Annotated in this window: 22 protein-coding genes and 3 tRNA genes; 14 read left to right on the top strand and 11 right to left on the bottom strand. The window is 58.9% G+C overall.

All coding sequences use genetic code 11. The annotated features are described in order from the left end of the window. Window positions 1–111 precede the first annotated feature (111 nt). The 3 genes from HBOR_RS06280 (at window position 112) to HBOR_RS06265 (ending at window position 4,921) form a co-directional block, all read left to right on the top strand. Window positions 112–426, top strand: a complete 315-nt coding sequence (locus tag HBOR_RS06280) for a hypothetical protein (RefSeq protein WP_006054109.1) — start codon at window positions 112–114, stop codon at window positions 424–426. A gap of 656 nt (window positions 427–1,082) precedes the next feature. Further along, window positions 1,083–3,191, top strand: coding sequence for an Eco57I restriction-modification methylase domain-containing protein (locus tag HBOR_RS06275; RefSeq protein ID WP_006054108.1), 2,109 nt, complete (start codon window positions 1,083–1,085; stop codon window positions 3,189–3,191). A 623-nt stretch (window positions 3,192–3,814) separates the two neighbouring features. Continuing rightward, complete coding sequence (locus HBOR_RS06265; RefSeq protein ID WP_241432302.1) at window positions 3,815–4,921, top strand: tyrosine-type recombinase/integrase; 1,107 nt, start codon at window positions 3,815–3,817, stop codon at window positions 4,919–4,921. A 98-nt stretch (window positions 4,922–5,019) separates the two neighbouring features. On the opposite strand, the gene HBOR_RS06260 is transcribed toward HBOR_RS06265, so the two are convergent. The 5 genes from HBOR_RS06260 to HBOR_RS06240 all read right to left on the bottom strand — a co-directional run bounded on the left by HBOR_RS06260 (window position 5,020) and on the right by HBOR_RS06240 (window position 10,573). Next, window positions 5,020–6,123: a tyrosine-type recombinase/integrase gene (locus HBOR_RS06260; RefSeq protein ID WP_006054105.1), complete on the bottom strand. Its 1,104-nt coding sequence runs from the start codon at window positions 6,121–6,123 to the stop codon at window positions 5,020–5,022. A 186-nt stretch (window positions 6,124–6,309) separates the two neighbouring features. After that, a tRNA-Glu gene (locus HBOR_RS06255) sits at window positions 6,310–6,384 on the bottom strand. A 69-nt stretch (window positions 6,385–6,453) separates the two neighbouring features. Beyond that, entirely contained in the window at window positions 6,454–8,433 is a 1,980-nt protein-coding gene (locus HBOR_RS06250) for a 3-hydroxyacyl-CoA dehydrogenase/enoyl-CoA hydratase family protein (RefSeq protein WP_006054104.1), read from the bottom strand. A gap of 167 nt (window positions 8,434–8,600) precedes the next feature. After that, entirely contained in the window at window positions 8,601–9,164 is a 564-nt protein-coding gene (locus HBOR_RS06245) for a DNA-3-methyladenine glycosylase family protein (protein WP_006054103.1), read from the bottom strand. Window positions 9,165–9,214: 50 nt separating this feature from the next. Beyond that, a complete protein-coding gene (locus tag HBOR_RS06240) occupies window positions 9,215–10,573 on the bottom strand; it encodes a putative ATP-dependent zinc protease (RefSeq protein ID WP_006054102.1) in 1,359 nt (452 codons plus the stop codon). Between the two features lie 117 nt (window positions 10,574–10,690). Here HBOR_RS06240 and HBOR_RS06235 point away from each other — a divergent pair, with 117 nt between their 5' ends. The 8 genes from HBOR_RS06235 (at window position 10,691) to HBOR_RS06200 (ending at window position 17,461) form a co-directional block, all read left to right on the top strand. Then, the gene (locus HBOR_RS06235) at window positions 10,691–11,719 is read left to right on the top strand and encodes a succinylglutamate desuccinylase/aspartoacylase family protein (protein ID WP_006054101.1); all 1,029 of its coding nucleotides are present in this window, start codon (window positions 10,691–10,693) and stop codon (window positions 11,717–11,719) included. A 143-nt stretch (window positions 11,720–11,862) separates the two neighbouring features. After that, a complete protein-coding gene (gene sdhC / locus HBOR_RS06230) occupies window positions 11,863–12,255 on the top strand; it encodes a succinate dehydrogenase, cytochrome b556 subunit (protein ID WP_006054100.1) in 393 nt (130 codons plus the stop codon). 1 nt (window position 12,256) lies between these two features. Continuing rightward, window positions 12,257–12,634 (top strand): succinate dehydrogenase hydrophobic membrane anchor subunit, encoded by a 378-nt coding sequence (locus tag HBOR_RS06225; protein WP_006054099.1) that lies wholly within the window; start codon window positions 12,257–12,259, stop codon window positions 12,632–12,634. Window position 12,635: 1 nt separating this feature from the next. Further along, window positions 12,636–13,514, top strand: a complete 879-nt coding sequence (locus tag HBOR_RS06220; RefSeq protein WP_006054098.1) for a succinate dehydrogenase/fumarate reductase iron-sulfur subunit — start codon at window positions 12,636–12,638, stop codon at window positions 13,512–13,514. A gap of 52 nt (window positions 13,515–13,566) precedes the next feature. Continuing rightward, window positions 13,567–15,405, top strand: a complete 1,839-nt coding sequence (locus HBOR_RS06215; protein WP_006054097.1) for an FAD-binding protein — start codon at window positions 13,567–13,569, stop codon at window positions 15,403–15,405. Window positions 15,406–15,463: 58 nt separating this feature from the next. Next, the gene (locus tag HBOR_RS06210) at window positions 15,464–16,375 is read left to right on the top strand and encodes a prenyltransferase (protein ID WP_013440543.1); all 912 of its coding nucleotides are present in this window, start codon (window positions 15,464–15,466) and stop codon (window positions 16,373–16,375) included. A gap of 552 nt (window positions 16,376–16,927) precedes the next feature. Next, window positions 16,928–17,026, top strand: a tRNA-OTHER gene (locus HBOR_RS06205). Between the two features lie 198 nt (window positions 17,027–17,224). Next, window positions 17,225–17,461: a hypothetical protein gene (locus HBOR_RS06200; protein WP_006054095.1), complete on the top strand. Its 237-nt coding sequence runs from the start codon at window positions 17,225–17,227 to the stop codon at window positions 17,459–17,461. Between the two features lie 10 nt (window positions 17,462–17,471). On the opposite strand, the gene HBOR_RS20640 is transcribed toward HBOR_RS06200, so the two are convergent. Continuing rightward, window positions 17,472–17,630, bottom strand: coding sequence for a DUF7563 family protein (locus HBOR_RS20640; protein ID WP_013440542.1), 159 nt, complete (start codon window positions 17,628–17,630; stop codon window positions 17,472–17,474). 270 nt (window positions 17,631–17,900) lie between these two features. Here HBOR_RS20640 and HBOR_RS06195 point away from each other — a divergent pair, with 270 nt between their 5' ends. From HBOR_RS06195 to HBOR_RS06185, 3 genes are all read left to right on the top strand, one after another. Then, complete coding sequence (locus HBOR_RS06195; RefSeq protein ID WP_006054094.1) at window positions 17,901–19,163, top strand: DUF7345 domain-containing protein; 1,263 nt, start codon at window positions 17,901–17,903, stop codon at window positions 19,161–19,163. A 146-nt stretch (window positions 19,164–19,309) separates the two neighbouring features. Beyond that, a complete protein-coding gene (locus HBOR_RS06190) occupies window positions 19,310–20,440 on the top strand; it encodes a hypothetical protein (RefSeq protein ID WP_241432301.1) in 1,131 nt (376 codons plus the stop codon). Window positions 20,441–20,551: 111 nt separating this feature from the next. Further along, complete coding sequence (locus tag HBOR_RS06185; protein ID WP_006054092.1) at window positions 20,552–20,974, top strand: hypothetical protein; 423 nt, start codon at window positions 20,552–20,554, stop codon at window positions 20,972–20,974. 408 nt (window positions 20,975–21,382) lie between these two features. On the opposite strand, the gene HBOR_RS06180 is transcribed toward HBOR_RS06185, so the two are convergent. The 5 genes from HBOR_RS06180 to HBOR_RS06160 all read right to left on the bottom strand — a co-directional run bounded on the left by HBOR_RS06180 (window position 21,383) and on the right by HBOR_RS06160 (window position 23,975). Beyond that, window positions 21,383–21,958 carry an AAA family ATPase gene (locus HBOR_RS06180; RefSeq protein WP_244880405.1) on the bottom strand — a complete coding sequence of 192 codons (576 nt, stop codon included), beginning with the start codon at window positions 21,956–21,958 and terminating at the stop codon, window positions 21,383–21,385. 165 nt (window positions 21,959–22,123) lie between these two features. Further along, window positions 22,124–22,348: a HalOD1 output domain-containing protein gene (locus HBOR_RS06175; protein WP_006054090.1), complete on the bottom strand. Its 225-nt coding sequence runs from the start codon at window positions 22,346–22,348 to the stop codon at window positions 22,124–22,126. 217 nt (window positions 22,349–22,565) lie between these two features. Beyond that, complete coding sequence (locus HBOR_RS06170) at window positions 22,566–23,321, bottom strand: DICT sensory domain-containing protein (protein WP_013440541.1); 756 nt, start codon at window positions 23,319–23,321, stop codon at window positions 22,566–22,568. A 62-nt stretch (window positions 23,322–23,383) separates the two neighbouring features. Further along, window positions 23,384–23,457, bottom strand: a tRNA-Thr gene (locus HBOR_RS06165). A gap of 11 nt (window positions 23,458–23,468) precedes the next feature. Beyond that, the gene (locus tag HBOR_RS06160; RefSeq protein ID WP_006054088.1) at window positions 23,469–23,975 is read right to left on the bottom strand and encodes a GNAT family N-acetyltransferase; all 507 of its coding nucleotides are present in this window, start codon (window positions 23,973–23,975) and stop codon (window positions 23,469–23,471) included. Window positions 23,976–24,091: the final 116 nt, after the last annotated feature.

The following is a 24,091-nucleotide window of genomic DNA, read 5'->3' as shown; positions in this document are numbered from 1 at the left end:
CGGGAAGTCATGCTGTCAGTCTGAATTCTGGTGTCTGTGGGCCTGAATCGGTCGAGAATCGGATCTCTGCGGCAAGCCTTTAAATGTCACTGGCGGTTTTGCCGGTTTGCAATGCAGCGCGTCATCGACCGGAAACTGTACGACACGGATCGAGCTGAACAGATCGCCCAACATGCCCCAAACACGGATCGAGGTGACTTCTACTACCTCATCGAAACGCTATACAAGACCTCAGGGGGAGAGTACTTCCTCCACGGAGAGGGCGGTGCAGCAACCAAATACGCCAAGCCGTGTAACGGGGGCGGCACGACTGGCGGTGCGGAGATCAAACCCCTCAACGAGGAAGCAGCGCTGGACTGGTGCGAAGAACACGGCATCGACGGTGAGATCGTCGTCGACGAATTCGGTCACCTGATCGAAACGTAGCTCCAGCGGCTGCCTCGGACACCGCACCTCATAAGTGACTGGCGTAACTGCGCATCGTGCCTGCAGCGAAGTGTATGAGAGACACTGCTTTGTTGGATACGGAGATGGAATAATATCGCTTTGAAGGTCGTAAAGCAGGTTACTCTTCCTGCAAGCGCGTGACGCTCAATACTTGTATCCTATCAGAACACCCACTTGAATTGGGACGGGGGGTGTCCAGAATTATTTGAGGCCGACAGCCGATCTCAAGCAGTATATTCTGAATTTCCACGGGGTGTGTCCAGAAAACCCATCATATGGATGTTAGAAGATGGCGATTCACCGTTGGGCGATTCCGAACATTTCATTGCGGCCCTGCGTAGGACGGATGCTCCGTCGGCGAATGTGGTGTGGTTTCGCGTCAAGTTTCGCTCTAGAAGTGGTGAAACCGGGGGGTTCGGGGGTTTGAGGGCAGAGTTTTAAACCGGGGTGGTTCATGAAGCCGAAGCACTCCGATGACAACTCAACGGGGCAGATTTCGCCGAGTAACACATCTCAACTGCACCTATGCGGCTGTCGATTGTGAACCAGATATCCCGGTAACCAGTATCGACGCCACGTCCCCGCTTGCTCGGTCACAACCAGAGCCGCCGAGAGGCGAGCGCGTCAGTACTGGGTTGAGGAACGAGTCGGCCTACAGCGACGACCTCATCGAGCAATTGGAAGCAACTGCTGCAGATCTTGAGTCCGGAATCGCGGATCCGTCACCCAAAATTCAAGCAGCAGTCGAATCGTGGTGTGGCCTCCACGGATACGTTCCCAGTGACGACGCGACACCTTCGATCATCGCTAACCAAGCGGCGTTCGGACTCCTGTTGAAGGCCACGCTCCACGAATGGTACCATCGACGCGGCGGCCTCCCGGAATTCGAAGGCAACGCGCAGGAACAGTTCAAGATCGCTTACGAGGAAACCGGTGACTCGGCGTTTACTGCGTGTGCATTAGATGAGATCCTCTGGGGCGTCGAAGCTAAGACCATCGCCGTGACAGAAGCACGAGATCAGCTTCTGGAGTCCACCCAGCCAGCAACGGATATCGGACATCTGTACGAGACGTTGATCGCCGGAAATCATCGTCGGGTTCTCGGACAGCACCGAACACCGACGGAACTTGCAGAGTTGATGCGAACCTGGGCTGTCAGCGGTGACGACACCGTGCTTGACCCTGGGATGGGTGCTGGCGAACTGTCGGCACCGTTCCATCCGGATTGGGAGATAAGCACTGATCCAGGCCGTGTTAATGGGGTTGATCGTAGTCCACTTGCAGCGCTTATGGGACGAGTCGCACAGACGATCTCCGGGCAACGGCACGAGACCCGTAGAACTGATTTCTTCGAGTTGGATCCAGCGGACTTAACCCAAGACGTGGACGCGATCCTCTGTAACCCGCCCTACACGCGCCACGAATCACTCTCTTCGGCGTACAAAGACAAACTCAACGCGCAAGCCGAGAACCAAACTGAATTAGAGATCCCGAAAACGTCCCCGCTGTACGCGTACTTCTACTACCATCTCGGACGGTTCCTCGACACAGGGGATCGGGCGGCCGTCCTCACGCCTCATCACTTCCTCTCACGGGGTTTCGGTGAGCCCCTCAAGCAATTCTTGCTCCGGGAATTCGACATCAAGGCGCTTCTTTTGGACAACCCAAAGAACGAGTCAAAATTCGAAACGGCACAGACAACCAGTATGGTCGTGCTCCTTGAAGCGACCGATGACGAAGCCGATGTCGGGGCGACACGGTTCATTCGCGTCGACAATGACCCTGGCGTTCAGACGAAACTAGAGGCAGCTCGGCATGGTTCTTGTGGAGAGACGGACTGGGGAGTAATCAACTGTATTGAGCAGTCGGAGCTGAATCCAGAGGAACGATGGGATAATTTGTTCGAGCCGACCTCTGACGAGCGGTCCGACCTACCGCCACTCTCGGATCTCGCAGACGTCCACCGGGGGTTGCAGACCGGTGAGAACGACTTCTTCTGTCTCTCACAGGATCAAGTCGATGACTGGGGAATCGACCCGCAGTGCCTGTCACGCATCGTTCCAAGCCGACGGTACGTCGATGGGTATGATATCCGTCCCGAGGATTGGAATGACTACGATAGCCACGGGCGGCCAACGTGGCTGCTCTACTACCTTGACCAGGTACCGGGAGTCCCCGAGACGACCTATAACGACGACACTGGGTCAGCCGACTGGGCAGAAGACTCACTGACCACGGATCCAGAACCCCCAATAATTGAGTATCTGCGTCATGGCCTGACCGACCACGAAACACTCTCGACGAGGTCAACAGTACACGGCCGGAATCCCTGGTACCGAGTAGAGCGCGGTGATACTGCGCCGATCCTCGTGACGGTGACAGGCCGATCAGGATTCCGCGCGATAGATAATGAGACGGACGCCAGACATCTGAACAGTTACTACGGGATCTATCCGGACCCGGAGATAACCCGGCAAGGCGAGAAGGCGCTACTGGCGTACCTGAACTACTTGTTCGGTGATTCTGGAATCGCTCAGCAGCAGCGGGTACTCGCAGACGGATTACCAAAAGTTGAGCCAGGGGATGTCAAAAACATTCCAGTCGTTGACCCAAGAGCACTCCCTCGGGACATCGTAGCCACACTCGCCAAGTGTTTCGACGACCTCTGTGAAGCCGCGCGAGATGACCAAAGCGAAACTGCAGTGATCGAGCGAATTGGTTCAATAGTTCGTCAAGTGCTGTAGCAGCAGGTGAATCGCGTTACACCGTACTGTGACTTCAACAGCTTGTGCTTGGTCGGTGTGGGAGCACTACACTGTCATCTTCTCGTTGATCAGATTCTCCTGAGGTTCCCGTTCCCGGTGGTGTGTAAGTAGGTACTCATTCACGTACCCAGGTATGTACGTGAGTATGTACATAGAGACGTACTCAAATCCAAGGTACTCGATTGCTCTGTCTATGGACTCAACTGGAACCCAATCTGTGGTGAGGAAATTGCTTCGCATCTATCCGTAAGCTTGTACCGGGTTTTGGAGAATTCATTTCGTTCGCTCTCAAAATATGGGGTGCCCCTTGCGTAGCAGGGGCGAAAGCTGTGGATTCTCAATACGCCCCCCTGAGACTCGATCTTGACTTTTAGCAGCTCATACCCCCGTATTCAACCTCTTTCACTCAGCTCCGTCGGTATTGATTGATTCTCAACACTAATGTTTTAAAACGGGTGGTTACTGTAACTGTTCAGATCGATGATCACGTTGCATCACTCGGCAATCGATTACCACCTCGGGGAATCAGGTCCGAGGAGGTGGTCTCCAAGTCAGTTGAAACGCTCCTCGGGATTCGCAGTTCGACTTGGATGGTGGCAGTCATGAGTAGTTATTCTGCAGATGACTTAGGGGAGTCGTTCCCGCAGTTGGGCACGCGACAAAAGGTCATCTTCGAATCGACCCTTGAGGAGTTCGAGCAATATCTTCGTTCAGAGGGAAAGAATCCGCGAAAAGAGATCGGATATGCGGAACGGTCAATCGGAACGCGAGTCTCACGAGTACTACAAGCTATTCGGTGGGTTTGGGAGACCGATGAACCCGCCACAGAGATCTCACCGAAACAAGCGGATCAAGTGATTGAAGCGCTCGCCACTGACGAGTTCCGCCGGCGCGATGGCGAGCGCTATTCTGAGGGGAGCAAACGAAAGATTTCGAACGCACTAGTCAACTGGTTCCGATTCCACGGTTCAGACTGGGAACCTGAAATCAGCTTCAACGACAAGCCGGCTGAGAACGGAGCAGACCCGTTCAACAAAGCCGAGGTTAATTCGCTCTGGGAAACATCGCTGACCTACAAGTCCATCCCGAAATACAATAACCTCTCCCCGGACGAACGGGACCGTTGGCGGGGGTACCTCGCACAGGAACTCGGCAAACCTAAGGACGAAGTCAGACCGGCAGATTGGGACCGGGTCAACAGGAATTGGAAAATTCCGTCGCTCATCGGGACAGTAAAGGCCGCAGGATGGCGGCCAGCGCTCATCAAGCGGATGCAAGTCCACTGGTATGATTCCGATTCAAAGACGATCATCATCCCTGCAGAGCACGCGGTCAAAAACAATTCAGAGTGGAGCCAGGCTCTACCGGAAAAAGCCACTCGACCGCTTGAGTTGTGGATTGAGCAACGAGCGAACATCAGCAAATACGACGACTCTGATCACATGTGGCTCACACGGAAAGGCAACCCGTACAGCTCACAAACGCTCAACTACCTCCTCAATAACCTCATCGAGGAAGCCGGAATCACCGAACGAGGCCGAAAGCTCTGTTGGTACTCATTCAGACACACCCTCGGTACGTACACGTACGAGGAGCACAAAGACCTCAAAATCGTTGCCGAAGTGTTACGACAAAACAGTACGTCGTCAGCTGCTCGATACGTCCACCCGACTGAAGAACTCCGGCGCTCAGCAGCGAACATCCTCTGAGAATTATCGACAGAGGCGGTACGGCGGGAGACCTGATAGTCGTAATCTGTTCAAAGGAGTCGGAAAGTGAATTAGCCTGTAAATAGGTGTGTACCTATCTATCCCATCCGGTCTAACGCATCTTGACGATCTTCTACCGGTACCTGATCGTACTTCATGGTCGTTTCGGCGCTCTTGTGCCTGAGCTGTGCCTGAGTGGCCGCGAGATCCTCTTCACGGGTCATGTACGTTCCGACGGAGTGGCGGATCGTATACCAACTCATTTGCCGGTGAGTCGTGTCGATGTCGGCGATATCACAGAGTTGATGCAGTAGGTATCGAAGCGTCTTCGTGTTATACGGGTTCGACTTCCGAGTCAGCCATATCGATTCCGTATCGTCGTATTCCGGGTACGCCTCGCGCTCTTCGAGCCAGTTGCCGAGCGCTTCGGCCGTTCGGGACTGGAGACCGACAACCCAGTGGTCTCGATTTTTCGAGCTCTCCTCTTTCGGGATGCGGAGGACCGCGTTATCGGTGTCAACCCACCCGACTTGCGAGCGCTTCACTTCGACAGGGCGAAGCCCCGCGTCCAGACTCGCCCAAACTAGCGACGGAACCTTCCACCCGTTCGCGCGGTCCCAGTCGTCGGGCCCGACCTCCGACTTCGGTTTCTCGAATCGCTGGGCGAGATACTGCTTCCACCGGTCTCGCTCCGTCGGCGTGAGGCTCTTGTAATTTGGAACGGAGCCGTATTCGAGCGCTGCCTCGCGCACCGCGGATCGCTCCTCGCGCGTTAGGTAGTCCCGCGGGTTCGTACTGGAGTCGGCAGCGAACGTGATATCCGGATCCCATTCACTGCGACCGTGCTCGTGATGTCGCCATTTGAACAGCCGCTTGGCCGCTTTCTGGCAGTTTCGCTTGTTCGTCGCGCCCGTGTCCCCGCGTGCAAGATGCTTCATCCACGCGTCGGCGTGATCGTGCGTGACGTTCGCCGTGTACCCGCCCTCTTGGTCCCAGACGAACCGGTAGAACCGGTCCGTCCGGTACGCACCCGATTTCACCGTGCCCGGGGCGTACCCGACCGCCTCGTCCGGTCTCTTTCCGAACGTGAGGAGCCATTCGAGATACGCTTCTCGCTCGGCCCGGTAGTCGAGCAGTTGACGCTGGTTGAGGTACTCTCTCGATGCGTCGGTGACGACGGGGAGTTCGTCTAATTCGTCCATCAGACGTGCCTCCGTCTTGCGGTTCGCACGTATTTGGCCAGTCCTTTGAATCGACTGGGCGAGACAAAACCGCTAATCGCAAGACGGCGTCGGGGTAAGCGAGTCTTGGTTTTCGACTTGGCCTGAAACATTGGCTATCATTGCTCTATTCACGGCTCAAAAACGCAAGACGGCGGTAGAATGGAGTGCTCGGTAGGGGATTTGAACCCCTGTCCTCGGCTCGAAAGGCCAAGATGATTGGCCGGACTACACCAACCGAGCCTGCATTCTATCGTGGTAGGCTTATTTGTTTAAACGTTCCGTTCCGAACCGGCCTCGGGAGAGAGTCTCTTACTCTCCCTTGAAGTCGGGTTCGCGGTCGCCCATGAACGCCGTCATTCCCTCCATCAGGTCGTCTGTCGTGAACAGAAGGCCGAATGACTGCGCTTCGACTTCGAGACCGGCGTCAGTATCTTCCCAGCCGTTGTGCATGGCGCGCTTGGTGTACCGCTGGGCAACGGGCGGTCCCTGCGCGAACTGCTTTGCGTACTCGAAGGCTTGTTCTTCGAACTCGTCGTTCTCTACGAGTTCGTTGATGAAGCCGTAGTCGGCCATCGTCTCGGCCTCGTAGCGGTCGGCGGTGAAGATAATCTCCTTCGCGCGGCCGGTGCCGACGATACGCTGGAGGCGGACGGTACCGCCCCATCCGGGAATCAGACCGAGATTGTGTTCGGGCTGGCCGAACTCCGAACGCTTCGTTGCGATGCGGAGGTCCGCACACATCGAGAGTTCCATTCCGCCGCCGAGACAGTAACCGTCGATGGCGGCGATGACGGGCTTGTCGCACTCCTCAAGCTTACCGAACGTGCGCTGGCCCTTCCGCGAGAGTTCCGCTCCGGCGGTTGGGTCGCCCGCGCCGCCAGCCATACTCTGCACGTCCGCACCGGCGGAGAACGCACGATCACCGGCACCGGTGAGGAGAATCGCGCGCACGTCATCGTCTGCGCCGAGTGCGTCGATAGCGCCCGACAGGTCGTCCACGAGGTCGGAGCTGATGGTGTTCATCCGGTGCGGACGGTCGAGTTCGATGTGTCCCACGCGATCACGAATCTCGACAGAGATGTTCTCGAACTCGTAGGGGTCGGCGTCGTCCCCGCCGTCGCTCCCGTGGAAGCGGTCACCGGATTCCGCGAGTTCGCGGAGGAGGTCAACCGCCTCGTAGCGCTCGGCACCCGTCTTTTCGTGCAGTTCGTCGAGCGTCTCCACGAGTGTCTCCAGCCCCGCGTCGTCGGCCATCTTTGCGGGACCGTCGGGGAACCCGCCGCCGAGCATCACCGCGCGGTCGATTGCGTCGGCGTCGGCCACGTCGTTTTGGATGAGACCGGCGACTTCGTTTGCCATCACGGCCATCAGACGACGGCTAACGTCTTCGCTGGTTTGATCGGACGGAACCTGCGCACCCTCGCCATCCTCGTAGTCGTAGAATCCCTTGCCCGTCTTCTTGCCGAGTTTCTCTTCCTCGACTTTCTCTTCGAGGAGCGGACATGGTTCGTAGGCATCGCCCAGCACCTCGTGCATATACTGGAGGACGTGGTAGCCCACGTCGATACCCACCTGATCTGCGAGTTCGAAGCTCCCCATCGGCAGGCCGATTTCGTACTTCGCCGTCGAGTCAACCTCCGCGATGGTGGTATCGCCGGATTCGACGGCCCACGCCGCTTCGTTCATCAGGGGGACGAGAATACGGTTCACGATGAAACCGGGGCTGTCCTTGTGGACGCGGACCGGCGTCTTGTCCATCGCCTCTGCAAGATCCGAGATGACATCCATCGTCTCCTCGGCGGTCTCTGCACCCGAGATGACTTCGACGAGTTGCATCCGAACGGGTGGGTTGAAAAAGTGCATCCCGCAGAACTGCTCGGGTCGCTCCGTCACGTCCGCGAGTTCGCTGATAGAGAGGCTGGATGTGTTCGTCGCGAAGATGGTGTGGTCGGGGGCGGCCGCCTCCAACTCGGTGTACACGTCCTTTTTGATGTCCATCTTCTCGGGGACGGCCTCGATGACCACGTCGGCGTCAGAAACTGACTCGGCGAGATCAACGTACGTCGCCACGCGTTCGAGGGCGGCGTTGGCCTCCTCGTCGGAAAGCTGATCCTTCTCAGCGAGTTTGCCGAGCGACCACTCGATCTGGTCGTAGCCGTTCTGGACAAACTCCTCGTTGATGTCTCGCAGATTAACTTGGTACCCGGCGAGAGCGGCAACTTCGGCGATGCCGTGACCCATGTTCCCTGCACCGAGAACCGTGATAGTGTTGATATCGTCTAACTCCATACCCGGATTCTCGGATGCGAGGCGTTTCAACGTTTCCCTCAGAAACTATGAAAACTCTTAGCCCGTTTATTCATAGTTTTTGTTGAGCGTCGCAGCGAGGGGGAATGTGACGGAGATGCGTCACGGTATCGACTCTCGGCGTTCGAGTATGAGTGTTCTGGCCGTGATCAGTCCACGACACGCCAGAGGTACCGGGACGCGACGCTTCGGTACGGCCGCCACGCCTCGGCGCGTTTGACCATCACAGCCCGGTCGTTCTCGTCCATCCGGTACAGTTCCGCCATCGCCTTCCGAATACCGAGGTCTTCGACGGGGAACACGTCCTCGCGTCCGAGGACGAACATGAGATACATCTTTGCGGTCCAGTCGCCGACGCCGCGAATCTCTGTCAGTCGCATCAGAACGTCCTCGTCGGTTAGATCTGCCATTCCCGCACGGGTCAGGTCGTCCGTTTGAAACGCCGTCGCTACATTTTGGATGTACGAAATCTTCTGTGAGGAGAGTCCAACATCCCGAAGCGCTGTTTCGTCGGCGTTGAGCATCGCTTCCGGCGTTACCTCGAACCGGTCGAACAGGCGTTCTCTGATAGCCGCCGCAGATTGCGTCGAGAGCTGTTGGTTGATAATCGAGACGACGAAGCGCTCGAACTCGTCATCGGCGGGTTCGATGGCGAGTTCGCCGTGTTCTTCCACGAGTGGAGCCAGTTGCTCGTCGTTTCGTATCGGGTCCATCAGCTGTCTTTGCGTCCGCCGAAAGGATAGCCGCGTCGGTCTCAGCAGTACTATTCTTCGAGGTACTCTTCTTCGCTGTCCGTCTCTTTCCCACCCTCGTCTACGCGACGGCGCACGTCCACGCGGTAGTGCTGGAGGATGTCGCGCCCGAGAAGAAGTGGGTAGTCCATGTGCGACCGGTCTTCGACACTTGCGGTGACGGTGTGTTGCGTTCCGGCGATACCGATGACGAGGTCCACGACGGGTCGGGCCTTGCCGGACTTCATCGATCCCGACTTCACGCGCGTCATGCTCTTGATCGGGCCGGCTCCGATTTCCGCTGCCAGCGAGGTGTCGATGCTCGTCCGTGTCGCTCCGGTGTCGGACTTGGCATAGGCCTGCGTCGAACCGCTCGTCCCGGAAACGACGACCTCCTCGATGTAGCCGATGAGCGGTATCTCACCGTCGGGACTTGGATTCACACGGGGCTTGCTTCGCGGCTCGGAATCGTCAAGCGTCGCCGCGAGATCTTCGACGCGGGATTGTTCGACCGTCCCGCCCGCTTGTTCGATAGCAAGTTTGGCGATGAACGGCGCAGGCGACCGATTTGTTGCCTTGTAGAGACCCTTGAACCCGGCTGTCGGATTGACTTCGAGGACGAACCAGCCGTCCTCGCCCTCTACGAGGTCCACGCCGACGTAGTCGAGTTCCATCACTTCCGCCGCGTACAGCGCCGTCTCGCGGGCCTCTTCGGGCATCTCGTCCGTCGCGTTCATCACGTCGCCCCCGAGTGCGACGTTCGTCCGCCAGTCGCCGTCCGGCGCGTAGCGGTACATTGCCCCGATAATCTCGCCATCGACGATGTAGACGCGCAGGTCGCGGTGTCGGGTGTCGTCTCGTTCGATGAGATCCTGTAGGAACGCCTGTCGGTTACCGACCTTTGGATTGACGGCCTCCGTGAGATCAACCTTCCACGTTCCACCGCCGTGAGTCCCGATAGCCGACTTGTAGACCCCGACGTCCCCGAAACGGTCGCGGTCCTTATTCAGTCGGTCGTTCGAGAGTGCGAGGAGTGCGTCGGGAACCCGAATGTTCCAGTTCGCAAGCGTCGCCGCAGTAGCGAACTTGTGAATCGCCGCCAGCACCGCCGACGGTTCGTTCAACATCGGTCGAATGCGTTGGAACGTACTCGCCAATCCCAACAGTTCGGCCGGTTCCTCAGTGTTCGATAGCAGTAACCGATTCGCAATGATGTCTACTTCTGGTTCGACCGACACTTCTCCGTTTTCGATACTTATTGCCGTGTTCTCTCGGCGGAGCCAGACGCCCTCGTGACCCAAGTCGTCTACCGCGTTCAAGATAGCCTTCGTCTCCTTGCTGTTGTGTAGCGACAACACACCCACACGAACCGAATCTCCGTCGCCAGACATACCACTACGTAATAGCCCGCGCTATCAAAGTAATGCCGGTGTCACGCCGTCTTTGCACGGAGAACGCTATCGTCGAACGTTGCCGGTGTTTATATATCCCGCAACCCGAGGACCGGTATGGGCGACGATGGGGCGTTCACGTACAACGGCGGGAAGGTTGCGCCGGGCGAGACGCAGAACATCCGTTACGGCATCAGTGAGACGTATCTCGGCGATCCGGTGCGTATCCCCGTCACCATCGTCAACGGCGAACGCGACGGGCCGACGGCGTTCCTCTCGGCCGCTGCACACGGTGACGAACTCAACGGCATCGAGGTAGTGCGTGAGGTAGCCCACGAGTGGGACCTCTCGGATCTCGCCGGGACGCTCGTCTGCATGCCCGTCCTGAACGTTCCCGGATTCTTGGCTCAACAGCGATATCTTCCGATTTATGACCGCGACCTGAATCGGTCGTTCCCCGGGCGCGAAGACTCAACGAGTGCAAAGCGGATGGCCGCTCGCATTTTCGATAACTTCATCGCCCCCTGCGATTTCGGCATCGATTTCCATACCTCCACGCGCGGGCGGACGAACATGATCCACGTCCGCGCAAACATGGAACACGACGGGAGCGCACGACTGGCGAGGGCGTTCGGATCGCACGTCATTATCGCCGGGGAGGGTTCCAGCGGGATGCTCCGCACCGAGGCGACAGCCGTCGGTGTGCCGACGATCACCGTCGAAATGGGTGAAGCACATCGGTTCCAACGCGAACTCATTGACGAAGCACTCGCGGGCGTCGAGAGCGTCTTCGCGGAGTACGGGTTACGCGACACCACCGCCGTCCGATGGCCCGGTTGGCGAACGGTCATCGACGACGACAGCGAGAAGACGTGGATTCGCGCCGACGCGGGCGGCATCGTGGATATGCACTACGACCGCGGCGCACTCGTCCACGAAGGCGACCGCATCTGCACCATCACCAACCCGTTCAAGGACGACAACGTGACGATTCAAGCGCCGTTTACCGGCCTCCTCGTTGGCGTCTTGGAGAACCCAGTCGTCTATCCGGGGAATCCGCTGTGCCACCTCGTCGAACTCGAAGAACCCGTCCGCCGCGTCGTCGAACGCGAGCAGTCACCCGACGGCGAGACCGTTCGGGCGTGACCGGCGAACTGAGGTACTACGCACTCAGTAAATTCTACAGACGCCTCCACCGGACTTCCCGGCACAGTCTGCCGATTCTTCCAGGCCACTTTCGGACGTACACGTAAGTTCTATACTATCGCACTCCCGAGATTCACGAGAGTATGAGTCAGTCTTACAATCGAGGCCTCATAGAGGACTTCGGCCGCTGGAAGGAGTTCTCGGCAGGGATGTGGGCCTGGATTTTCCACAAGTTCACCGGCTGGGTGCTGGTGGGATACCTATTCACCCACATCGCCGTCCTTTCGACGGCGTTGACCGGGCAGGCGGAGTACACTAACACGATTCAGACGCTCGAAAGTCTGCTCGTGGTCCGAATTCTCGAAGTGGGCCTGCTCGCGGTGGCCGTTTTCCACATCCTCAACGGCCTCAGATTGCTCCTCGTCGATCTCGGCGTGGGGCTTCACGCACAGGACAAGAGTTTCTACGCGTCGCTGGCACTGACGGGTGCGATAGTCGTCGCCAGCGTCCCAACGTTCGTGGCGGGGGTGTTCTGAGATGGCAGAACACTACTCCTCGTTCGAACGTGGCGGCCGCCGATGGCTCTGGCAGCGCATCACGGCCGCGTTCCTCGTGGTAGTGCTAGCGTTCCACTTCTTCCTGCTTCACTTCGTCCACCACGCGGCCGACGTGACGTTCCAGATGTCGGCGGCACGGATGCAGCAGTGGACGTACTACTCGCTGATGGTGCTGTTCCTCATCACCGCGACGTTCCACGGCGTCAACGGCGTCTACAACGCGCTGGTGAATCAGGGGATCGAAGGCACGCGCAAGACTGCCGTCAAGTGGACGCTGATCGCAGCGAGCATCCTCCTGATCGTGCAGGGAATCAGAACCGCAAACGAGTGGGCGGGAATCGCTCTCCTCCCCTTCTAACATGAGTACGCAAGTTCCGGAACAAGTCGAAGACGAATCGTCCGCGGACACCGAGACGTCCGCCGCGCAACAGGCGCGCATGGAGAAGAAACGGCAGAAAGCCGAGGAGCGCGAGCGACAGGCCGAAGAGGCCGAATCGGCCGCGGCCGGCGAGGATACGTACCTCCTCAAGGTGTTCCGCTACGACCCCGAAGTCGCGGGCAAACAGGAACCGCGGTTCGACGATTTCCACGTCCCCTACCACAAGGGGATGACCGTCCTCGACGCGCTGATGTACGCGCGCGACCACTACGACTCCAGCCTGACGTTCCGACATTCCTGTCGGCAGGCCATCTGTGGCTCCGACGCGCTGTTCGTCAACGGCTCGCAGCGACTCGGTTGCAAGACGCAACTGTCGGACCTCGAAGAACCCGTCCGCATCGAACCGCTCCCCCACCAGGAGGTCGTCAAAGACCTCGTCGTGGACATGGAGCACTTCTACGACCAGATGGAGTCGGTCGAACCGTACTTCCAGACGAACGACCTGCCGGACGGCGAACTCGAAGAGCAGCGGCAGACGCGTGAAAACCGCGAGAAGATCAAGATGTCCACGCGGTGCATCTGGTGCGGTGCCTGCATGTCCTCGTGCAACATCGCCGCGGGCGACAACAAGTACCTCGGCCCGGCGGCCATCAACAAGGCCTACCGCTTTACGATGGACGAACGCGAGGGCGAGGACATGAAGCAACACCGGATGGAGATTCTCGAACAGGAACACGGCGTTTGGCGCTGTCAGACGCAGTTCTCCTGCACCGAAGTGTGTCCGAAGGATATCCCCCTCACGGAACACATTCAGGAGCTGAAGCGCGAAGCGGTCAAGAACAACCTCAAGTTCTGGTGAACGGGCAATCCTCAAGTTCAGCCAGTCCTAACCCACGACAATAATTCACACAATGCACGAACACGACGTTATCGTTGTCGGCGCGGGCGGCGCGGGTCTCCGCGCGGCAATCGCGGCACAAGAAGAAGGAGCAGACGTTGCTATCGTCTCGAAGCTCCACCCCGTCCGCAGTCACACGGGCGCGGCCGAGGGTGGCATCAACGCCGCCCTCCGCGAGGGCGACTCGTGGGAGCAACACGCCTACGACACGATGAAGGGGTCGGACTATCTCGGCGACGCCCCGGCTATCGAGACACTCTGTCAGGACAGCCCCGAAGAAGTCATCCAACTGGAACACTGGGGACTTGCGTTCTCCCGTGACGACGACGGGCGAGTGAGCCAGCGTCCGTTCGGTGGCATGTCGTTCCCCCGAACGACGTACGCCGGTGCGGAGACGGGCCACCAACTCCTGCACACGATGTACGAGCAGTTGGTCAAACGCGGCATCGAGGTGTACGACGAGTGGTACGTCACGCGTCTTGCCGTCTCCGACGAGGAGGACCCCGAAGACCGGACCTGTCACGGCGTCGTCGCCTACGACATCAAATCCGGTGAAATTTCGGCGTTCCACGCGCGTAACGGCGTCATCCTCGCAACCGGCGGTCCCGGTCAGGTGTTCGACCACACGACCAACGCCGTCGCCAACACCGGCGACGGCCCTGCGATGGCCTACCGCGCGGGCGTTCCGATGGAAGACATGGAGTTCATCCAGTTCCACCCGACGACGCTCCCCTCGACGGGTGTCCTCATCACCGAGGGTGTCCGCGGGGAGGGTGGTATCCTCTACAACGAGGACGGAGAGCGCTTCATGTTCGAGTACGGCTACGCAAACAACGATGGCGAACTCGCCTCCCGCGACGTGGTCTCGCGCGCAGAACTCACCGAGGTGAACGAGGGTCGCGGTATCGAGGACGAGTACGTCCACCTCGACATGCGCCATCTGGGTGAAGAGCGTATCATCGACCGACTGGAGAACATCGTCCACCTCTCGGAAGACTTCGAGGGTGTCGATCCGCTCGAAGAACCGATGCCCGTCAAGCCCGGTCAGCACTACGCGATGGGCGGCATCGAGACCGACGAGAACGGAGAGACGTGTATCTCCGGCCTCTACGCGGCCGGTGAGTGCGCTTGCGCCTCCGTCCACGGATCGAACCGCCTCGGCGGCAACGCCCTGCCGGAACTCATCGTGTTCGGCAAGCGTGCCGGTCACCACGCCGCGGGCCGTGACCTCGGCGAAGCGAAGATCGAGACGGGTCAGCGCGGCGAATGGGAAGTCGGCGAAGTCGAGACGCCCGTCGAACCCGGCGCAGTCTCCTCCGGCGAAGATGTGGTTGCCGATGGAGGGGCCGCCGCAGGGTCGCTCTCAGGTGAGGAGTACGTCCAGCGCGCCCTCGATGCCGAACGCGAGCGCGTCGAGTCGCTGCTAGAGAAGGACGACGGTGTCCAGCACGCCGAGATTCGCGCTGAGGTCCAGCAGACGATGACCCAGCACGTGAACGTGTTCCGCGAGAAGGATGGACTGAAGGAGGCGCTTCGGGACATCCGCAAGGCGCGCGAGAAGTACGAGGACGTGTACGTCGCAGACAAATCGCGCACGTTCAACACCGACCTCATCCACACCATCGAGACGCGGAACATCCTCGACACCGCGGAAGCGATCACGCTCGGCGCGTTGGCCCGCGACGAGTTCCGCGGCGCACACTGGCGGAAAGAACACCAAGAGCGCAAGGACGACAAGTGGCTCAAGCACACGCTGCTGTCGTGGAACGACGGCGAACCGGAACTGTGGTACCGGCCGGTCGTCCTCGAAGGCGAAAACAAGACGTACGAACCGAAAGTCCGTAGTTACTAACTCGGACTCTAGACTGACTCACGCGACGCTTTTCTTCCCGAAGCTGATTTTCTTCACTGTGATACGCACTGACCCGCTGACAATCGTTCGCGCTCTGTTCGACGCGAGCCGGCCTGAACAGGTAGCGCTGATGGCTCTCGTCTACGCTTTCGGTGGACTCGTTGCCGTGAGCGTCGGCGGGACTCTCTCACCTGCCACGTTCGCCCTCTCGTTCGTCGCGTTCGTCCCGACGGCGGTGACTGTCCACTACGCAAATGAATATGATGACTACGAGACAGATAGCCGCGCGAACCGGACGCCGTTTTCGGGCGGGAGCGGTGCGCTCGTCCGCACAGGACTCCCGCCACTGTTTCTGCGACGGGCGATGCTCCTCTCAAGCATCGTGGGCGTCCTCGCGGCCGTCGTGGCACTGGGCGCGCATGTGCTGCCGCTCTCGGCGTTTCTGATCCTCCTCACTATCGGCATCGTCGGCGTCCAGTACTCGTTGCCACCGCTCGAACTCGTCTGGAACGGATACGGAGAAGCAACGAACACGATTCTGGGTGGCGTGTTGCTCCCGGCGTACGGCTTCACTGTCGTCACCGAGTCGGTGCCCGTGACGGCGACGCTGGTGTTTGTTCCGTTCGCCGTCCTCGTGTTTGCGAATCTTCTCACGACGCACTGGGCGGACCGAAAACCCGATGCGTCGGTCGGAAAGGAGACGCTGGCCGTTCGGTGGGATTCGCACCGCCTCAGGCGGGCGTATTGGCTGAGTGTCTTCGCCGCTTACGCGACACTCGTCCTCCTCGGTGTCGGCGGCATCGTTCCGTGGGTGGTCGTCGGCGCCGGACTCTTCGCAGTCCCGCTCTCGGTCTGGGGCGGTGTCCGCTACACTCGCGTCAGATCCCCGTTCCCTGCCGTCGCCGCGATGGTCGTATTCGTCGCCGCGCAGACGGTGGTCTGGTTGTGGCTTTCGCTGGCGAGAACGTAGCGCCCCAACGGGTATTTATATGCTGAACAGGCGCAATACCACGGCGTTCACGCCGTGGATACGCGCCGTCATTTGGGAGAGCATCTCCATTCGATGACCGTCTTGAGTTTCAGAAGACTGGCGTTTAAGTGACAGGCTACCATACTTATGGGTAGGAATCGGTCGGAACGGAGCGGATTCCGAACCGTCCTTCGGAGGTGGCCTGTCCACCCACGTAACGAGGCAGTATCCGAAAGACCAGTCGGTGAACGCACATTTAGAAGAGTGTGTCTGTGCCGGCTGCTGAAAGCGGGCAAGACGATACCCCCGACTCTGCTGACGCCTGCCGGCGTCCCCGTGGCAAAAACAACGCCGGGACGCCGTATATGGTCGAGGAGAGGGGTAACGGCCACTTGGCATGGCCAGCAGTCCACCACTCCGATGCTATGGGACTACCCATGTCCGAAAGGTGTGGTAGTCCGGTGATTGGACTGCTAACCTGAAACACCCACCGCTCGGGATTCCTCCCCGTTTACGAGGAGGATGTCAACTGTCACAGCCCTATGCCGGAACGGAAGGGTGGCTCAGTGGTAGAGCAATAAACTTCCGGCAGCGACCCTCTGCGGTCGCCCGGGTTTACGGCTTCGCGTGGTTCGACTCCCGCCCCTTCCACTCTCCCAGTCGAAACCGCCCCTCGTCAGAAGTCGAAAAAAGGCGAACGGATCCGGCTCATTTCGTACGGGAACGTTCCTGAAGATTCGTCGGTTTAGCGGCGTTGTGCCTCCTCTCCGCCGAATCGCTTCGCTCCCATTTCGACAATTGACGTGGGTTGATTTTATTATCGTCGAAGTAGTCAGGCCGATAACGACTATGCAAGGGACTGTTCAATCGCCGTCTGCCGGGACAGCGCCGGTCGCCGTTCCGGAAGAACTCGACTCGCCGAGCGCCAAACTCGTCTATCTTTACCTCTCAGTACAGGGCGAATCCTCTATAACTGAACTCCAAGAGGGGTTGGAGATGAAGAAGATCTCCTTGTACAGCATCCTGGGGGCCCTATGTAAGCGGGGACTCATACACCAGGACGCCGAGCGCTACCGTATCGCCTGAACCGTCGTTCTCAGGTGTTCCGAGGGGAGCGTGCTTGTCTCACCTCTGCGCCGTCTCGAACCATATCCTCACAGCTCGGACAGACACGCGGGTGATCCATGCCGTCCGGGGCGAATACCCGGGCGTACGCTGTCGTGACGAAGGAACCACAGTTCTGACATTCGGGCATGGCGTCTAAGAGACGACATTTTTTTGCTATAAGCTTTCTGCCGCCTTCACTCAGAGGAGACTGAGCACTAACCCAAGCGCAATGAGAAGGAAGATGAGTGCCGTTATGACGAGGAAAAATACGTCGGGACCGTCCATGGAGTGAGGGTACGTGGAGGAGCCGCTTAAAGGTGTTCGGAACCGTAACTCCCTCTATAAAAATGACATCTAACAGACGCTATTTGGTCTCACTCGGAAGTTGTTTGTTGGAGGGCTTCATGGATGGGGGCGAATGAGTCGTCTCGAACCCCGAACGCTCTGTGTCATTACGGTGATTATTTTTGCCACCGTTTTGGGCGCTGCCACGCCTGCGACCGCCCAATCGACGCAGGCCGTCGCTGGGACGCAACTTGCGCCCGACGACGTCTCCCTCCGAATTGATATCCAAGAGAACGGATCCGCTATCTGGGAGGTCGAGTATCGCGTCCTCCTCGACGGCGATGAAAACGCGACAGCGGCGTTTGAGTCCGTTCGGCAAGACATCGAGAACAACGAATCGCAGTTCACCGGAGAATTCCACGACCGGATGGACGCCACCGCACAGACGGCAGAGAACGCCACTGGGCGCGAGATGGACGTTCGGAACGTGAGCGTCTCCGTTTCGCGCCAAGGACTTCCGCAGGAGTACGGCGTCGTCACCTACCGGTTCGTCTGGACTAATTTCGCCGAGATAGACGGTGACAGCATTCGTGCTGGTGATGCGCTCGCGGGTCTGTTCCTCGATGAGGAGACGTCGCTTCTGATGACGTGGCCAGAGGGGTACGCCGCACAGGATGCAACCCCATCACCCGACGACGAACGGAGTCGCACTGTCGTCTGGAACGGCCCGCTCGACTTTGGACCGGGTGAACCGTCGATTATACTCTCACCGCAAACTGGGACGGAGACAGGTGACTCGTCGAACACCGGTGGAGTAGGCGACGGGACGACCGCCTCGGGGGATTCGGATAACTCGAGTACGTGGTTCGTCGGCGCGGGTCTGCTCCTTGTCGTTGTCGCCGTTGGTGGCGGGTGGGTGTTCTACCGCCGGGGCGGCGGGACCGCCATCAAAACTGGCCCGTCCGACGATGGCCGAGATGGTGCGGGAGCAGCGGCGTCGTCGCCCCAGTCATCCGACGCCCGGTCCGAGTCGGCCGAGATGGCTGACACATCTGAGTCGGACGAAACGAAGACGACTGACGAAGACGGGTCCACGGGCGGTACCGACGGAACGGCAGCGGACGACACCGAGGCGACACCCGCCCCGGCGGACGACACGCCGCCGTGGGAGGACGAACTCCTCAGCAACGAAGAACGCGTGCTGGCGCTCATCGAACACGAAGGAGGCCGACTGAAACAGCAGGAGGTCGCCGGGACGCTCGATTGGACGGACGCGAAGACGAGTCAGGTCGTCCGGAAGATGCGGGACGAAGGTGACCTCGATGCGTTCCGCCTCGGCCGAGAGAACGTTCTCGTCCTGCCGGACGAAAACGACGACGAAGGAGATCTAGTATAAATATGCTTCGACCGTTCAGGAGAGCCGACCGCCGCGGACGACACGAATCGACCGACAGCGGCGACACTAAAACGTCGTTGATTCGGCCCAATTCGATGCGAGAGAGTACAGTATATACGTGGTTTGGGACCCGAGATGAGAGTAGCATGAGACGGGTCGTTACGCTCTCGATGGTGTTGGTTCTCGTCGTAGCGTCCGCATCGGCCGGGATGGCCGCTGCCGCGTCACCACCGACAGGACCGTCCGGAGAGTCGCCCGCGGTCGCTGCACAGAATGCGACCGAGACAGGGACCGCTACGAACGAAACGGCAGGGACGGACAACGAGACGGCAAAAGCAGAGGACGCTGACTCGAACGAGTCGTCGGGTGGGATTTCGCCCGGTGCGCAACTTGCCGGAGTTCTCGCTGTCCAACGCACTGAGATCGACGGCGAAATCGCCACACGGTCGTTCGAGAAGCAAGTCGCATCCGCCCGATCCAACGAGTCGAAAGCGAAAGTTGTCTCACAACAGGTGAATCAGACGCAAGAGCGACTCGAAAGCCTTCAGACGCAGTTGGAGGTGTTGAAGGCTGAACGGCGCGAAGGAAACCTCTCGCAGGGTCGGTATCGGTCGCAGGCCGCGCGCCTCGCGGCTGAAATTCGCTCGCTCCAACGCCTCCTCGACAAATCACAGGAGGCCGCCGACGGACTGCCGCCGGAGGCACGACAGGCGACTGGTCTCGACGAGAAACGGTTCGACCGACTCCGTAACGACACGGAGAATCTCTCCAGATCCGAGGTGTCGGAAGTCGCCCGCGAAGTCGCTGGCGAGAACGTCGGTAACGGCTTCGCTCGTGGGCCGCCCACCGACCGCCCCGGCGAACGCGGACCGCCGGACCGCAACGAGAGCGACTCGAACTCGCCCGGCAATTCCGCGGACGCACCTGGGCGAGATCGGGGACAAGGCAACTCGGGCGCGCCCGGCAACGCAGCAAATGAGACGGGCCGGAACGACGGACAGAACGAAGCGGGCGAACCCGGAAATTCGGGTAACGCGCACGGACACGGTAGTGAACGAACCGACGATAACAGTGCCAAGACTGGACCCAATCGCTCGAACGGGAACAGCGCCAGCGATCCCGGGAATTCTGGAAACGGGCCGGGACATGCTGACGCTAACTCCGGTCGAGATGTGCCCTCGAATCGCAACGCCAACGGTTCGGCGGACACCGAAACAGCCTCCGAAGACAGAGAGACCACGGGCGAGACAGCGACAGACGGCAATTCCACGTCATAATTCCGGTATCTGAGGCGTAGATCCGTCGAGAACCGCTATTCACAAACTATACTCAGATCTGATAGCTAGAGAGATAGAACTATACTCACGCAGGTATTCAGCGCGAGTAAGATGGAGTACGTGTACCCAGTGAGTGGACTGTTTCTCGGCGCATCTCTCGTCGCCGTGAGCGTGTTCACCGCCTTCGTCTACACCCCGTACACGTCCTCGTGGATCGATTCCACGGTTACCGCGTTCACTGGAGTGACCCTGCAACTCGGTGATTTCATCGCTGTCTCGTCGGCGACGGCTATCCTCTTCGATCTGTTAGCGACACAACTCGGGCTGACGTACCCGCTCTTGGTGCCATTCCTGTTCGGATACGTCGTCACGCATATCACCGTCTACTACTCGTGTCTGCGCATCACCGACGTGCAGAGCCAACCGTTGGATCCGGACGTGGATATCCGTCAAAACCCGATGAAACTCGTCGCGCTCTCAATCCCGGGCGCGCTCATCCTCCTCGCCCCGCGCGAGAACGACACATCGCGCTAATGGAACGTTACGCCGACGGTAGCGGGGTTAACAGGTGCCTAGTAGCAACGTCTGACGCACGTCGTCTTCGGTAAAACGACTGTTTGAGTATACGCTGTGGTTATGTCCCCGGCTTCCATAGGAAAAGATGCGCCGCCCCTAACGGCGGAACGGATACCGTAGACGGTGCATCCCCCCCTCCCACCGTCTTTCCCCTCCCCCCACCATTCCCCATCCGTTTCCGCTACCCGCTGACGTTCGCCCCCACCCGTTTGACGACTCACCGATCCCCCACGGTGGGTCCCCTCCCCCCATACGCTCCACAGTAGTCCCCCAATAGACTCCACCCCATCCTCCCACAGTGGTCTTTTTCCGTTCCTGACAGTAGCACCCATCCGAGACACGCCGCTCGTTCCACGCGCTCCCGTTTCAGAACATTGCGTCTATCTGTCGCCGCGTCTCGGCCATGTCGCCCGAGTTGTCCACCGTCTCGTGTTCGCGTTCGATATGTTCGAAGCGGTCGCGGAACTTGAGGTAGATCTCGAAGTCAGCATCACTCTCGTCGTCTTCGCGGGCGGCGATCCGCTCGCGGACGACCTGTGTGTCGCACTCAACCTGAACGATCTCTAACGGCACGTCCGCGGCCGTAGCGACCGACGCCGCCCGGTCTCGATCCTCACGCTTCCGAAAGGTCGCATCGAGGACGGCAGGGGTCCCGTTCTGGATACTCTCGCGTCCGCGAGAGAACAGTTCATCGTAGACTGACTGCCGTTCGGCCGAAGTGTACTCAGGCTCGGGAAACAGTTCTTTTCGAACCACGTCGGTCCGAATCAACCGTCCGTCGAGTCTGTCGGCGATCCGTTCAGATACCAGCGTCTTGCCGACACCCGGAAGGCCGCAAACGGTAACTAACCGGCCGGTATCCGATTCGGGCGATGTCCGCTTCGCTCGTTGCCGGTCACGTCTCTGCTGTGTGCCGCGTCCCCCGTCCATGGGTACAGGCATGTCCTCGTTGCACCGGTATTTCAACGTGCGGAAAACGCTGTGGCGAAGTCAAGTTGAAACAGTGCTGAACCTCACGCCAGCGAAACGTTCGATGGCACCCCGAAAGTGATCGAGAAGGCGTCTATCGTGCTGTCGTCGTTGAGATACCTTACACCCGCAAATTGGTTACGCTATCTCGAACTCCCCCGTATGCGAGACTGTAACCTCGTAGCCAGCGTAGTGAAACGAAACTGATCCTGCGTGGAACGGAGCGTCCGAACTCCCGAACAACGTGTCGAGTGATTCGGTGTCTACGCAGTCTTCGAGTGGTGGGAGTTCGAACGGTTCGACACCTTCTAGCCGTGATATCTCTGTCACGATTTGAATACTGAGGGGTGCCTGCGATGCCATCGGTCGTCACAGTTGGTAGTGCCAAAGCAAAAGAAGTTCCCGGTATGTCTTCTGGAGTTGCAATGACAATATCGCTACGCCGTTTTTCTTATCGGCACGAATATGGCCTCTCTCGGCCGATACTCAACTCGAAGGAGATCGAGTGACAATGATGACGAAAAAACACATCTATTGTTTTGGATACTTCTCGCCGGATTGACGGTCGCTACCCCTGTTCTCACAGTTCTCGTTGGAGGTACTGAGCGATGTCAGTGACTCTCTCCGGGTCGAATGTCCAGAATCCATCCCAGACCCCCGGGCTGGTTTCTAGCGACAGCAGTGCCGAGTGCGGCCCGTCGTCGGCGTCGGGTACGAACACGACGAACCACGCATCACGGAACTCGTCCGACCACCCACCGTGCATCGTGATGTCGAACTCCGGTGGTGGCGTCCAATCAGGAATCCCGTACACGTGCGTATCCACGGGAGATGCAGCTAGTTTTTCGTACACCGTCCGAGTTCCTTGTTCGTCGTTGATGCGCGAAAGTCGCTGAAAGGACGACCGGATGGTTCCGTTCATCGTATCGAGCGCTAATCGCTCGATGTATCGGGACACCGTGATGAGCAGCAGTTTCTCTTTGTGTGACTCCGGATAGCCGCGGAGGGTGAACCGTACATCTTCGAGCGCTCTGATCACGTCCGGAAGTTCGATTTCGGATAGTCCGCGCGCGCCGGTAATATACAAATCCGAGTTGACGAGTAGAATCGACTCTTGAACTTCGGTGAGCGGGGACGATTCGATGACCTTGCCGTCATCGACCAGATACACCGTGTCCGCAGCCTCGTCTGGAATCTGTTCTTGGCGTATCTCGATTGATTGCTGTTCGAACAGCCCTTCGAGCATCGACTGAATCGGTCGCGGAGTTTCCCGATTGACTACAACAAGCGATAAATCCCTCCGCTCAACGGACTGAAAGAACTGTTCTAAGCTCATTACCGTCTCTTCGGTTGGTAATGTAGAAATTCTTGGGGCGCAGATACTGCGAGCCGTTTGTAAGCCAGGGGCGGGATTTGAACCCGCGAAGTCTCGATTACAAGTCGAGTGCATGAACCGCCCATGCTCCCCTGGCGCGGTTTCGAGTTATCGGTCCTCCTTTGAGTGTGTATCGTTTTCGATTGCCTTCTCCAACTCGACTCGATGGACGGTGTAGCCGTGTCGTTCGTAGAATTTTCGGGCGCGTTCGTTCCGTGCCATGGCTTCGAGACAGATGTGCGTCGCGCCCGCGCCCGCGAGTTCTGCCTCCGCGGATTTGAGAAGCCGAGAGCCGATTCCGCGACTTCGATGTGCGGGCTTGACGTACAGATTACGGATGACGCCTCTCGTCTCGTCTTGCTCGAAATCGCCACGTTCGAGACTGTACATTACGAAGCCAACTATTTCATCACTCACACGGGCGACACGGATGCCGTCGGTGACGACGTGCCGCGCCATCGCTTCGCGTATCCGCCCGCGGTTCTCATCAGAACGGAGATGTGACTGATACGACCGCTGGTCGGCCGCGAGTGAGACCCAAAGATCCGCGAGTGCGTCGATTTCGGCCGTATTCGTACGACCGATCTGTATCGCGCTCCCGTCGGTATAGTCCATCGTTGGGGCTTCGTCCTCTGGTGCGAAAGAACTACTCCCCGTTTTTGAGACACAGCGCTCTCAGACGGTGTATTAACATACCCATTAATGATTATGTTTGTCTGTTTTGGTGGGAG

This window comes from Halogeometricum borinquense DSM 11551, from assembly GCF_000172995.2.
In the GTDB taxonomy this organism is placed as follows: Archaea; Halobacteriota; Halobacteria; order Halobacteriales; family Haloferacaceae; genus Halogeometricum; species Halogeometricum borinquense.
The sequence above is the reverse complement of the archived record's forward strand: the minus strand, read 5'-3'. Positions and strand labels throughout refer to the sequence as shown.

Bases quoted from the DNA above. Each gene is read 5' to 3' on its own strand.
- HBOR_RS06260 (WP_006054105.1), bottom strand. From the start codon at position 6,123: ATGGACGAATTAGACGAACTCCCCGTCGTCACCGACGCATCGAGAGAG.
- HBOR_RS06265 (WP_241432302.1), top strand. From the start codon at position 3,815: ATGAGTAGTTATTCTGCAGATGACTTAGGGGAGTCGTTCCCGCAGTTG.
- HBOR_RS06200 (WP_006054095.1), top strand. From the start codon at position 17,225: ATGCAAGGGACTGTTCAATCGCCGTCTGCCGGGACAGCGCCGGTCGCC.
- HBOR_RS06220 (WP_006054098.1), top strand. From the start codon at position 12,636: ATGAGTACGCAAGTTCCGGAACAAGTCGAAGACGAATCGTCCGCGGAC.
- HBOR_RS06195 (WP_006054094.1), top strand. From the start codon at position 17,901: ATGAGTCGTCTCGAACCCCGAACGCTCTGTGTCATTACGGTGATTATT.
- HBOR_RS06160 (WP_006054088.1), bottom strand. From the start codon at position 23,975: ATGGACTATACCGACGGGAGCGCGATACAGATCGGTCGTACGAATACG.
- HBOR_RS06175 (WP_006054090.1), bottom strand. From the start codon at position 22,348: ATGGCATCGCAGGCACCCCTCAGTATTCAAATCGTGACAGAGATATCA.
- sdhC (WP_006054100.1), top strand. From the start codon at position 11,863: ATGAGTCAGTCTTACAATCGAGGCCTCATAGAGGACTTCGGCCGCTGG.
- HBOR_RS20640 (WP_013440542.1), bottom strand. From the start codon at position 17,630: ATGCCCGAATGTCAGAACTGTGGTTCCTTCGTCACGACAGCGTACGCC.
- HBOR_RS06180 (WP_244880405.1), bottom strand. From the start codon at position 21,958: ATGCCTGTACCCATGGACGGGGGACGCGGCACACAGCAGAGACGTGAC.
- HBOR_RS06245 (WP_006054103.1), bottom strand. From the start codon at position 9,164: ATGGACCCGATACGAAACGACGAGCAACTGGCTCCACTCGTGGAAGAA.
- HBOR_RS06225 (WP_006054099.1), top strand. From the start codon at position 12,257: ATGGCAGAACACTACTCCTCGTTCGAACGTGGCGGCCGCCGATGGCTC.
- HBOR_RS06240 (WP_006054102.1), bottom strand. From the start codon at position 10,573: ATGTCTGGCGACGGAGATTCGGTTCGTGTGGGTGTGTTGTCGCTACAC.
- HBOR_RS06250 (WP_006054104.1), bottom strand. From the start codon at position 8,433: ATGGAGTTAGACGATATCAACACTATCACGGTTCTCGGTGCAGGGAAC.
- HBOR_RS06280 (WP_006054109.1), top strand. From the start codon at position 112: ATGCAGCGCGTCATCGACCGGAAACTGTACGACACGGATCGAGCTGAA.
- HBOR_RS06190 (WP_241432301.1), top strand. From the start codon at position 19,310: ATGAGACGGGTCGTTACGCTCTCGATGGTGTTGGTTCTCGTCGTAGCG.
- HBOR_RS06235 (WP_006054101.1), top strand. From the start codon at position 10,691: ATGGGCGACGATGGGGCGTTCACGTACAACGGCGGGAAGGTTGCGCCG.
- HBOR_RS06215 (WP_006054097.1), top strand. From the start codon at position 13,567: ATGCACGAACACGACGTTATCGTTGTCGGCGCGGGCGGCGCGGGTCTC.
- HBOR_RS06170 (WP_013440541.1), bottom strand. From the start codon at position 23,321: ATGAGCTTAGAACAGTTCTTTCAGTCCGTTGAGCGGAGGGATTTATCG.
- HBOR_RS06185 (WP_006054092.1), top strand. From the start codon at position 20,552: ATGGAGTACGTGTACCCAGTGAGTGGACTGTTTCTCGGCGCATCTCTC.